The sequence below is a fragment of the Psychromonas sp. Urea-02u-13 genome (assembly GCF_002835995.1).
Classification (GTDB): domain Bacteria; phylum Pseudomonadota; class Gammaproteobacteria; order Enterobacterales; family Psychromonadaceae; genus Psychromonas.
Genome location: NZ_PJBZ01000117.1, coordinates 1 through 11,193 on the forward strand (window position 1 = coordinate 1; position 11,193 = coordinate 11,193).

Annotated in this window: 10 protein-coding genes, 1 pseudogene and 1 riboswitch; of the genes and pseudogenes, 5 read left to right on the plus strand and 6 right to left on the minus strand. The window is 38.7% G+C overall.

Features of this window, described 5'->3' with window-relative positions; genetic code table 11:
* A partial coding sequence (locus CXF74_RS19580; RefSeq protein WP_198552930.1) for a universal stress protein occupies window positions 1–349 on the plus strand: 349 nt, incomplete at its 5' end.
* 105 nt (window positions 350–454) lie between these two features.
* Here the strand turns inward: CXF74_RS19580 and CXF74_RS19585 are convergent.
* The 5 genes and pseudogenes from CXF74_RS19585 to CXF74_RS19605 form a co-directional block, all read right to left on the minus strand.
* Window positions 455–1,191 (minus strand): annotated as a pseudogene (locus tag CXF74_RS19585) (dienelactone hydrolase family protein).
* A gap of 198 nt (window positions 1,192–1,389) precedes the next feature.
* Window positions 1,390–2,469 (minus strand): sensor domain-containing diguanylate cyclase, encoded by a 1,080-nt coding sequence (locus tag CXF74_RS19590; RefSeq protein ID WP_101084211.1) that lies wholly within the window; start codon window positions 2,467–2,469, stop codon window positions 1,390–1,392.
* A 470-nt stretch (window positions 2,470–2,939) separates the two neighbouring features.
* On the minus strand, window positions 2,940–3,503 hold the full coding sequence (locus CXF74_RS19595) for a xanthine phosphoribosyltransferase (RefSeq protein ID WP_101084212.1): 564 nt from the start codon (window positions 3,501–3,503) through the stop codon (window positions 2,940–2,942).
* Between the two features lie 19 nt (window positions 3,504–3,522).
* On the minus strand, window positions 3,523–4,848 hold the full coding sequence (locus tag CXF74_RS19600) for an NCS2 family permease (RefSeq protein WP_101084213.1): 1,326 nt from the start codon (window positions 4,846–4,848) through the stop codon (window positions 3,523–3,525).
* A gap of 110 nt (window positions 4,849–4,958) precedes the next feature.
* Window positions 4,959–5,060: riboswitch (purine riboswitch) on the minus strand.
* Between the two features lie 254 nt (window positions 5,061–5,314).
* The gene (locus tag CXF74_RS19605; RefSeq protein ID WP_101084214.1) at window positions 5,315–5,734 is read right to left on the minus strand and encodes a BLUF domain-containing protein; all 420 of its coding nucleotides are present in this window, start codon (window positions 5,732–5,734) and stop codon (window positions 5,315–5,317) included.
* A gap of 226 nt (window positions 5,735–5,960) precedes the next feature.
* On the opposite strand from CXF74_RS19605, the gene CXF74_RS19610 reads away from it, so the two are divergent.
* The 3 genes from CXF74_RS19610 to CXF74_RS22055 all read left to right on the plus strand — a co-directional run bounded on the left by CXF74_RS19610 (window position 5,961) and on the right by CXF74_RS22055 (window position 8,606).
* A complete protein-coding gene (locus tag CXF74_RS19610; RefSeq protein ID WP_101084215.1) occupies window positions 5,961–6,539 on the plus strand; it encodes a hypothetical protein in 579 nt (192 codons plus the stop codon).
* An 86-nt stretch (window positions 6,540–6,625) separates the two neighbouring features.
* Window positions 6,626–8,308 (plus strand): DUF4034 domain-containing protein, encoded by a 1,683-nt coding sequence (locus tag CXF74_RS19615; RefSeq protein WP_101084216.1) that lies wholly within the window; start codon window positions 6,626–6,628, stop codon window positions 8,306–8,308.
* Window positions 8,309–8,432: 124 nt separating this feature from the next.
* Window positions 8,433–8,606, plus strand: a complete 174-nt coding sequence (locus CXF74_RS22055) for a hypothetical protein (protein ID WP_157822468.1) — start codon at window positions 8,433–8,435, stop codon at window positions 8,604–8,606.
* 1,072 nt (window positions 8,607–9,678) lie between these two features.
* Here the strand turns inward: CXF74_RS22055 and CXF74_RS19620 are convergent.
* Window positions 9,679–10,599: a LysR family transcriptional regulator gene (locus CXF74_RS19620; protein ID WP_101084217.1), complete on the minus strand. Its 921-nt coding sequence runs from the start codon at window positions 10,597–10,599 to the stop codon at window positions 9,679–9,681.
* A gap of 146 nt (window positions 10,600–10,745) precedes the next feature.
* On the opposite strand from CXF74_RS19620, the gene CXF74_RS19625 reads away from it, so the two are divergent.
* Entirely contained in the window at window positions 10,746–11,192 is a 447-nt protein-coding gene (locus CXF74_RS19625) for a PACE efflux transporter (protein ID WP_101084218.1), read from the plus strand.
* Window position 11,193 lies beyond the last annotated feature (1 nt).

An 11,193-nucleotide genomic window follows, 5' to 3' on the forward strand; every position in this document is an offset into this window, starting at 1 on the left:
TTATATGGTGGCCTTTGATGGCAGTAAAACGAGTCAGAAGCTTATTTTTAAAGTGATTCAAAGTCCATTAACCCAAGGCCTTAAATGTCATTTAGTGATGGTGGGTGATGATCAGGAAGATGCGTTTAAATTAGCGCTTAAAAAATTAAAGGCGGCTAAGGTTGCAGTACAAGCGAGTATTTTAAGTGGTGAGGTTGATTCGGCTTTGTTGGAGTATCAACGGATTAACCAAATTGGGCTGATAGCGATGGGGGCTTATGGCCAATCTCGACTTCGTGCCTTTTTCTTAGGCAGTAATACCATGAAAATACTTAAAAATTCCCGTGTGCCATTATTACTTATTCGTTAAATAGTAGAAATTAAACACTCAGGAATACCTATTTACTAAGGTATCCCTGAGTTATCTGTTGATTGTTATGATCAAAATTTCATTATTATTCTTTGTCTAAATAAGTTATAAATTAGTTTCTAAGAAACCTAAAAATGTATTCCATGATTTTTTGTCTGCGACTTCTTGGTAACGAGGAGAGCCCATCACAGTAAATGCGTGTGGGGCACCTGAATAAATTTGTATTTCATAACTCGCTTTTACAGCTTCAGCTGCTCGCCTATGTCTGAAACCTGTTGTAGTGGAATAGCACTGTCTGCGCCACCATGAGCAATGAAAAGAGGTGCGCTTAACTTGTCATAGTTTTGCCCTTCTGGCGTTGCTAACCCACCATGGAACGTGGCATATCCTTTCACATCAGACGCTTTTCCTGATCGTGCTAGCTCTAAAATGGCTGCACCACCAAAGCAATATCCCATCACGACCATGTCGTTTGAACTGAGTTTCTTTGATTCGCTAATCGCCGCGAGAATTAAGCGACGCATTTTTTCTCTGTCTTTATATAGCTTACCGGTTTCTTCTTTTTTAGCTTTAGTTTCAACGGGTCGATTACCGGCGCCATATAAGTCGGCAGCGAAGGTGTCGTAGCCTTGTTTAGCCAACATTTCTGCTCGCTTTACTTCATAGTCTGTTAGCCCATCCCAATCATGAATTAGTAGCACACTACCTTTTGATTCACCTTGTGCTTTTGCAAAATAACCTTGGTAATATTGGTCGTCCACTTGGTAAGACACCTGTTGTGCAGCGACGGGTAAACTCATTAATAAACCTAAAAATAGTGCTTTCATATTATCTAACTCCATTGATTGATGATTAAATTAACAGAGTATGCGTGTGAAAACAGATCATTAATCTTGTTGAATAGAGGGATAAGTAGGTTTGTTGTCTGTCCTAATCATCCTCTTTCTCAAGTACTACGTTGCCATTGGCAATAAGGACCAATCAGAGTTTAATAAAAAATATTCGCTAAGAACTACAGCGTTATCATTTGAAACTGGCCACTATTCATAGATCGCTTGATGCTCAGAAGTATAGCTTCTTTGGTAAAATTTAATGCAGTTTCTGCCCGATGCTTTAGCGCGATATAGTGCCTTGTCTGCTTCTGAAATTAGTTCATCAATTCTTTTTTTATTTGCAAGTTCTTTTAAGTCACCGGCGCGATAACAGGTAATACCTAATGAGATGGTTAACGGATGATCACACAGTGCTAAGTTTTCAATGTTATTTTTAATACGCTCACACACTTTAGTGGCAATTTTTGTATCACAATTAGGTAACCACAGTAAGAACTCTTCCCCACCAAATCGAGCTAAAAAGTCATAATCTCGTTTATCATTACTTAATGATTCAGCCACTTTAATGAGAATTTCATCTCCTTTTTGATGGCCATAGGTATCATTTACTTTCTTAAAAAAATCAATATCTATAATCGCCAGTGCGACCTTGCCTTTTTCGCGGCTGATTCTATTCAGGTCGGTTTTTATATGTTTAAACATTGCTCTACGATTAGGGATTGACGTTAAGCTGTCTTCATAAGCCTTTTTTTCTAGCTTTAAATTTAACTCGATTAAGCGCTTTTCTTGTTGGCGCCTGAGTAATTCAACCTCAATCCAGGATGTCATTAACTGGAGTGCATCAATATCTACGGGGTTAAATTTTCGAGGATAGGGGATCGCACTTGAAAAATTGAGGGTGCCGTATAACTGACCGTTTAATTTAATGGGCATGCCGATATAGGATTCAAGACCAAATGACTGGTACGCGGGGTGTGATGCGTACCGGTCATGCTTACCAATATGCTCAAGCGCGATAGGGATTTTTGCTTGGCAGGTGATTTGACAATAAGTGGTATCCAAATCAAACTCGATGCCAGATACTAATTCAACGTCTTCGGGCACAACACAATGCTTAACTACATAGCGATTATCTTCAATACGAGCCAAGATACCAATATCAAGATTAAACCGTTCTAAGCCCATCTGTAATATTTGTTCTATTTGAGTGTCGAATCCAAGATCGTAACTATTCGTGATCTCATAGAGTCTTCTGATGACTCGTTCACTGTTATTAACCTGTCCCATAAATATGTATTACCTATATTGAGAAGCCACTGTGTTAAATGCAAATAATAAGCGCGTTACTTAAGTATTTATTGGATTAATACCAATCTAGATAAATATCTGAACAATCTGCTGGTTAAAATTCTCATTAATTTTTCCTGCGCAATTTTAAAGTATTTACTTATCCAGATTAGTACAGTACTTCTTAACGAGTATCATTTATCAATTGAGTCTTTTAATATAGACGATGTTACGATTAGATTATAATAACTTGATGATTATGTAGTCGTTTCATAAATTTATGAGAGGCATGACCAGATAATGGCAATACCCATTAAAAAGAAAGTGGGTGGAAGTGCCGGCAACGAAATAATAAGGTGTGCTGTTTAATAAAATCGATGATATGAAGAAAGGGCTATTATCGAGATACTTTCAATAACAGCCCTAGTACTATTTATAGAGGAAATTTACAGGGGTAATTCACAGAGACTTTAAAAATGAATGCCATTTTCTAACGAGCTAATTCTAGCCAGTGACAAAACATCAATCTCTTTTTCTGCCAACATAGCCGCGCCTGCCTGAAATGATTTTTCAAACAAAATACCCACACCCACCAAATTCGCTTTCGCTAACTTGATGATATCAAGTGTGCCAATCACGGCATTACCATGTGCTAATACATCATCAATGAACAATACGTTATCATTTTCATTAATGTGTAATGCACTGCAATTAAGCTCATAAGTGACGTTTTTAGTGAAGCTGTGTACCGATGCCGTCAACAAGTCGTCAGGGTCTAAAATACTGCGTTTTTTCTTCATGACTACTAATGGCACATTTAGTTTCAATGCAACCAAGGTTGAGATAGCGATGCCACCACTCTCAATGGTCACAATGCGGTCTACTTTTGCTTGTTCAAAATGTGTCGCTAATTGCTGTGCACACCAATCTAATAATTGGATATCGATCTGTTTAGTTAAAAAGTCACTTGCATCAAGGGCAACATTATTGACAGATTTAGCTTTTTCTAAAATAGTTGTTTCTAATAAATTCATTTCATTTTCTCTACTAGGGTTACGCAAGTGCTAAATAAGCAACAAATAACAGTGATAAGGTATAGATGATTGGGTGAACCTCTTTGCCTTTACCCTGAACTAACATCACAAAACTGTAGCTGATAAAACCCATTGCCATGCCGTTAGCAGGTGAGAAGGTTAATAAACTAAAGACCATGATAAAGAACACTGGGATAGCGGATTCTTTTTTATCCCACTGTACATCTGCTAAGTTTTTGATCATGTAAATACCAATAATCACCAAAGCGGGTGCAACAATCGCACTGGTGAAAATTGAGAATATTGGATATAAAAACACAGAGATTAAGAATAACAGCGCTACAACGATGGCACTGATACCTGTTTTTGCGCCTAATGAGGAAGCAACGGCTGACTCTGAATAAGCTGTAATTGAGGTTGTACCAAAGATTGAACCGATGATCGTACCACCAGAATCGGCAATTAATGCTGATTTAGCATTAGGTACTTTGCCATCTTTATTAATAATACCCGCGTCACGACCAACGCCTACGATAGTACTTAACCCATCAAAAAAGTCGACAATGAAAAAGATAATCACTAAAAAGATCAGGTCACTTAATTTAGGTAAGGTGAAGTGCTCAAAGTTGAAAATAGCACCAAAAGTAGGCGCCATGCTAGGTGGCATTGAGAACACTTGCTCTGGCAATGCAATTAGCGTTGTGCCTAGCAAGTGATCACTTAAAAAGCTTAATGCAATCGCAGTGGCAAAAGAGAGCACTGTCGCGAGTTTGATATCACGTACTAAACAACCAATGGCAACAAAAATACTGATTAAAGCAATCAATACTTTCGGGTCGTATACATCACCCAGTGTCACTAATATGAAAGGATTACTGACCACAATGTCTGCGTTTCTTAGGCCTAAGAATGAAACAAACAGGCCTAAACCCACTGCTATGCCTAATTTCAAATCATCTGGAATCGCTTCGATGATGATTTTTCTTGCTGGCGTTAAACTTAATATCAGGTAGATACAGCCCGAGAGAAAAATAGCGAATAAAGCCTCGTGCCACAGTAACGAGATACCGCCACCAAGTAACAATACTTTGAAGAAGCCATTCATCGACATGCCAGGTGCTAACATGATTGGGTATTTAGAAAACATACCCATAATAAAGGTCGCAACGGCCGCTGAAAGTGCGGTTGCTGTAAATACAGAGCCTTTATCAATACCTGGAATACTGCCTAAAATAGCAGGGTTAACCGCTAAGATATAACTCATTGCTAGAAAGGTAATAAAACCTGCGTATATTTCATTTTTAAGCGTCGCACCACGCGCGCTTAGTAGGAAGTACTTGTCCATTAATTGCCATCATATTAGTTGTTTAGTAGGACAATATTTCGATGCATAAAACGATGGCAAGGGAAGTGTAAATATAAGGAAAAGACCAGAGGCCTAGGAGTAACCTATAAATATAAAACCAGTTCCATTGTAGTTCAGATGTTTACGGTATCTGAGTAGAGACTTATGGCCCATATCGCCAAAATTATACAAGGTTACATTGTGAGTGAGGCGGATCTTAATGATGCTAGTTAGATTGTCAATCACTAAGGGTACGGTTTACTTTTAATTTATATAAGCGGGCAGAGTAGAAATTGATGCTCAGGGGGGCGTTAACGTGTCGATTTTTTATAGGATAGTGGGGACTTGAAGGTGGGCTCAGAGTGCCACGCTATTTTCTAACGTTTCATACCGACGGTTAAGGCCGGTAAGAAGGAGGTTAGCAAGCTTGGGTTTAAAGCATTAATGCACAGAGTAATGCTCAACTCTAAAATGAAGTGTAGTTTTTCTTAAACTCTAAAAGCAACATATAAGCACTGGCGCGAGACATATCATAGGGCCTAAAGACTGCGGATTTAGAATATTTTAAAATGAGCGGTTCAGTAAAATGCGAGGTTGGAATGTAACCCATACACCAATCGTTAAATTCTCTTACGTTGATTTGAGAATATTCTAGTAACACGACATTTGTATGCCTCTCGTCTTTGAGTATTTTATTATAAGTATGGTTTATCGCCTTGCGAGATCCTTCTAAGCATTGAATAAAATACTTCTCTTTGAAACACAGCATGCCCGTAATACCATTTTTAGTATTGTTTAAGCGCCCAACTTGCAGGATATCTTCAAGTGAAGAGGAGGCAAATTTTTCGGTGGCCGTACTGACATAAATCAATCGAGTTAGAAACATAGTATCTCCGCTGATAATATTTAAGACGTTGATCTTAAATATTATCAATGTTTCAAGAAAAGCTAATTGATCCGAGCAACAGTGCCTTTATTGCTTTCTTGTTCGTTAAGCTCGCTTGTGGATGATTGACCTTCTCTTTTTTTTGATAAATGAATGTTTTTATAGATGTTATAAAAAGCTAAACGTATTATCCCTTTATTATTTTTATTACCTTGAGTCTTTCTTTATGTTATTGAAATTACTGGCGATCATTATCAAACAAATTGAGTATTTATATGCTCACTTGATTGATGTGTTGGTCGATGAACTGATTGATGGTGAAAGAAACCCCGATCAAGGTGATGTGATTCAAGCGTTATTGATATTTACTGTCTTAGCGGTTTTTTCATTCTACATGGAACCTTTTGTTGAGTTATATACCTTTATTGGTGTTATCTCATTGGTTATTGCTCAATTTATTAACCTGAAGAATAAAACCTATAAAGAGATAGAAGAAGACGCGAGGGACTTTACCTCTATTCAAATCGCAAGAGGTTACTTTGAACATTTTTGCATGATTTTGTTTCTCATCTTCTTTTCAAACTTTTTGCCTAAAGCGGGCCATTTCATCATGAGCTGGGTCGGACCTTGGTTAGGCATTGAAGTGCCTCGATTAGTGCTGGATTTATCGATGAGCGGTATCTGGTCCGTTTTTGCCATAGAAATTGAGTTTTTGGATGTTATCGATTTGTCGCTATTGGTTATCTCATTTATGTTTGCGATGAAATGCTGGCATAAGGCTAAATTGGCGCTTGAGTCTGAGTGATCATTTATCCCTTATCAATAAATATTATCAATAAACGCGAATAACAAATACGAACAGTCAATATTAACAATAACGAGTTAAACGACATGGAAAGTAACAGTAGTAACAGTAGTAACAGTAGTAATAGTTGGAAAGTCATTTGCACCGGTAATATTAAAGCCGATTTCACACAAGAGAGGGTGATAGAGAATATCCAAGCGTTATTTAAGTTCGATAGTGAGAAAGCCAAGAAGTTGATTCAAGGAATGCCTACAACGGTTAAGCAAGGGCTTGGAAAACAAGATGCCCTACAATACAAAAAAGTGCTTCAAGAGGCGGGTGTTGAAACAATCTTAGAAGCACCTGCAGAAGCGAAGAAATTTAGCTTTGATGAATTGTCCTTAGTACCATTAGACGGTGAACATTGTGATGATGTTAATCATAGTAACCAGGGGCATCATTCGGCGAGTACGCATGAACATGCACCTGAAGTCACTTGTCCGGAGTGTTATAACCTACAACCACAGACCATAAAATGCCTTTACTGTGGCACTCAAATTGAAAGAGACGATTCGGGCAAAACAACGGTTCAACGCGAGAGTATAAATTCTGCTTCGCCATTACAGCTTCAATCACAATCACAACATCAGCCACATTCACATTCACATTCTCGCTCTCATGCAACGCGAACAGCGCATTCTACAGCAAGGTCATCATATAATAATGGTCACAATGAAAGCGATCACAACGACGATGACTTTGAGGAGCCAGAGACGATTATCGATAAAATGATAGAGCACAAACAATCTATCGTTGTGGCGATTTGTATTGCTATTGTTGTTAATTTTTTACTGTTCAGTGGGGCAACCTACAAAGCGGTGGGTGATAGTCCAGAAGCCTTAGCGCAAATTTCAGCCTTTGAGTCACCCAATTATCCTGCTATTAATGCAGAAAGGTTGCGTGGCTTATTACAGTCTAAAAACTACTATCAGTTAGAGTCACTTTTAGGCGAATTGAATGACAAGGTGCACTATGACATTAGGTGGGAAGATGCGTTTACATACTCTATCAATAGAGTCTCAAACATTGAAAAAGTGTCTCTTGAGCAGCTAGATAACTGGGTGAATAGCACAGAATCTGCTTTGGCTTACCTTGCGCGAGGTGTATTTTATGCAAGTGCGGGCGCAGAGGCTCGAGGCAGTAAATTTTCAAAGAACACCACAGATGCACAATTTGAAGCAATGAATAAGCTATATTTGGCCGCTTACTCAGACCTTATCAATGCAAAATCAATGGATAGTTCACTGTTACCTGCCTATAAATGGCTTATTCAAATTAATGTTGGCGATGGAACAAATAATCCACGAGATGTCTTTTTGAATGAAGCTATTTTAGCGAACCCAGCAGGAAACCAATATCGCATTAGCTACATGAATTATAGTAAACCTAAGTGGGGTGGATCATGGGCCCAAATGGACCGCTTTGTCGCAGAGACTCAAACCTATGCATCATTAAATCCAAGGTTAAACTTATTATCGGGTTATATCTTTGCTGAAAAAGCAGATCTGGACATGCGAGACGATGATGATGCCGCGTGCATTTCATACTATAGCGAAGCATTACAATACGGCATTCATACCGAGTGGCTTCGTAAGTGCGCTTATTGTTTATATGACATTGGGGATTTTGATGAAGCGCTTCAAGATATTACGCTATTTTTTAAATACGATAATTACCCATCAGATTATGATAAAAAATTAAAGCGCTATTTAGTGGGTAAAGTCGGTTAAATTATTGCTACTCGATTAAGGGGGATATTGTGATTTTTGACGACTTACGTCACTATTACTATCATTGCCATTGCCATTGCCATTGTCCTTTTCTGCTTTTGATTAGTCTGTAAGGTATTACGATATGAACGTGTTAATTATTTTAGCGGTATTATTTTCAGCTCTGGCGCTGGTGGTTATTTTACTGGAGCGTTTTGCTAAACCTGTAAGTGAAGCGCAGCAAGCGAAATACAGCAAAATATTGCCTATTTTAGTTTTTGTTATGTTGATTATTGCGCTGATAAACATGCTTGTTTGAGGTTTTTTTCTGATTTCGCCAAAGCTAACTAGCAAAGTCTATATTGTTTTATTGTTCGTCAAGCTCATCCGGTCGGTGACTAGGCTTACTTAACAGTGGTTTCGCCCTGTTGGCGACATTACTTTTCTCTCAACAGCAAGAGAAAAGTAAGCAAAAGAGTGCCGTTCCGAAGCATTTTTTAATCAGCTACAAAGCATGACTTTTTAACGCACCGTGTCTGAATGCACTTCCATGTGCATGCAGACACTAATGAAAGTCAGAGGGCACGCAGAGCTTAGCCCGCTCATAAGCCTGAACTGTCGTTCAATTCGCTCCCTGATTTCCTTTGCTAAAGTCTGGCTTCTCCGCTGAAAAATGAAACGGAAACTCTGTCGATACGCATTGATGCTATTTATCTGCATTGAGTAACGGTATTTTTCGTAAGGCTAAGTCTAATGAGACAAGATTAAACATTTGATCCTATACAGTTTGATTGTTCGTCAAGCTCATCCGGTCGGTGACTAGGCTTTCTCGCACTAGTGACCTTTACGTAATATAGATTTAGTTCAATCAGATTAGTTATTTCGCTAGCGCTCATTGTGACAGCGCTTGATCTTACATTGCAGAGGTTTCGCCGGTGGCGACTTCATTTTCTTTAACGAGTAAAGAAAACAGAAGCAAAAGAAAGCTCGCCCGAACATTTCTAAAAACTTGACCAATCAATCACTTTATAACGCACCGGCTCAAACAGTGCATCCCTGCACTGACTGAGCCTAGCCCCAGCATCCATGCTGGCACTTGCTAAAGTGATTCATCGTTCAAGTGAAATGTAACGGGGACTGTTGTTTCTGATTTTTGTTATTGTATTTGATAAATTTTCGGTTCTGAAACCGCCGGGCACCGAGAGGCGGAACCACTCTATGCAGACTAAAAAACACTTCAAGCGAGCTTGCCTCGCACTAGTTACTTTGAGTCTCTTGTGTAAATTCAATAAAAAGATGAGCCTATTTTTAGGAAAAGCGTTGAATGCCTACTATTAGTTTTTGTTATGCTGATTATTGCGCTGATAAACATGATTGTTTAATACTTAAACTTACTTCGTAAAGGTCTTCTCTCGCTTAGTCCAATGATCATGACTAAAACTATTCTCTTGTAAGCGTTCAATCAAACTTGTCAATACCGGGCCGGATTGATGGCTTCGAGAAATCAAACAGCCAACAGGCGTTAACCATCCACTGTGTTCATGAGCAACAGGCAGCGCAATAAGGCTTCCTTGTTGAATGGAGTGTTTTATTAACAGTTCAGGTACGCTAGCCCAACCCATGCCTTGCTGAACGAGGTTTACAATCGTTTGGTGGTTATTCGCATACCAAATCTTCGAGCTGATGGCATAACTAAACCAAAGCTCTTTTTGTTGTGCGCTTCGGTGTACACATTGACGGTATCTTTTTAAGTCAGCATCTTGCACTGTAGAAAGCTGAGCTAATTCATGATCCGGCGATGCAATGGTTATAAACCGAGCTTGTCCAAGTAGGAAAAAGTCCATATCTACCTTTAATTCCCCATCGGCATAAATGATACCTACCTGCGCTTTACCACTTCGCACTAATTCTTCTACATCAAAGGTAGAGGCGCTAATAATCTCAAAATGTGTGATGGGAAATTTATCAGCAAGCGGCGTCAGAATCTGTAAAAAGTCGCTATCAATGCAACTCTCATCTATCGCAATCACTAACTCATTTTCATATTGCTTGGTTAATGATTCGAGTTTCTGATCAAAATACTTTTGTTGATGCAGTATTGATTTTGCAATCGGCAACAGTGCTTTTCCATTTGTCGTAAGCACGGGTGTGTTCTTGTCACGATTGAACAACTCCTGATTAATAGAAATCTCAAGGTTAGCAATTGCTTGGCTTACACCAGACTGAGCACGTTTTAATTTACGTGCGGCTGCAGAGAAAGACCCACTTTCACAAACAGTGATAAACACTTTTAATTGTTCGAAGCTATACATGTTTGCTCTCCCTTATAAATACCTAGACTGATGTGTTACTTAGGCTATCACTATTTGTGATGGTTGTTAACTTTGTCTCAGCATTTTTAGCGTCATAATACTCGGCATGTTTTATGGGTTTACAACAAATTTTGGAGTGATATTTAATGGGTAAGTTAGAAAGGGTCTTTCAAGCTGTGCTGTTTGAAGTGTTAGCTGTAAGCATGTCAATTGCTGGATTAATGGTGTTTACAGATCATGATCTTTCCTCGCTATCAGAAACAATGATAGTTGTTGCTAGTGTCGCGATGATTTGGAACTATTTCTTTAATAGTGTGTTTGATCGCTACGTAAAGGGAGAAAAAACTCAACGCTCATTGTCATTACGCATTGTGCATGTGCTTTTATTTGAAGCGGGGTTATTGCTGATCACCATTCCTGTGATGGCTTACATTTTACAGATCAGTTTATGGGAAGCGTTGATCATGGACTTAGGAGTCACGATTTTTATTACGATTTATGCTTTTACGTTCAACCTGAGTTACGACCATATCAGAGCATTTGTAATAAGAAATCGCATAGAGAAACGTTTGCAAAGCGAGCTTGCTCATTGAA

Coding starts and splice junctions, on each gene's coding strand:
- CXF74_RS19590 (WP_101084211.1), bottom strand. CDS start 2,469: ATGGGACAGGTTAATAACAGTGAACGAGTCATCAGAAGACTCTATGAG.
- CXF74_RS19595 (WP_101084212.1), bottom strand. CDS start 3,503: ATGAATTTATTAGAAACAACTATTTTAGAAAAAGCTAAATCTGTCAAT.
- CXF74_RS19600 (WP_101084213.1), bottom strand. CDS start 4,848: ATGGACAAGTACTTCCTACTAAGCGCGCGTGGTGCGACGCTTAAAAAT.
- CXF74_RS19605 (WP_101084214.1), bottom strand. CDS start 5,734: ATGTTTCTAACTCGATTGATTTATGTCAGTACGGCCACCGAAAAATTT.
- CXF74_RS19610 (WP_101084215.1), top strand. CDS start 5,961: ATGTTATTGAAATTACTGGCGATCATTATCAAACAAATTGAGTATTTA.
- CXF74_RS19615 (WP_101084216.1), top strand. CDS start 6,626: ATGGAAAGTAACAGTAGTAACAGTAGTAACAGTAGTAATAGTTGGAAA.
- CXF74_RS22055 (WP_157822468.1), top strand. CDS start 8,433: ATGAACGTGTTAATTATTTTAGCGGTATTATTTTCAGCTCTGGCGCTG.
- CXF74_RS19620 (WP_101084217.1), bottom strand. CDS start 10,599: ATGTATAGCTTCGAACAATTAAAAGTGTTTATCACTGTTTGTGAAAGT.
- CXF74_RS19625 (WP_101084218.1), top strand. CDS start 10,746: ATGGGTAAGTTAGAAAGGGTCTTTCAAGCTGTGCTGTTTGAAGTGTTA.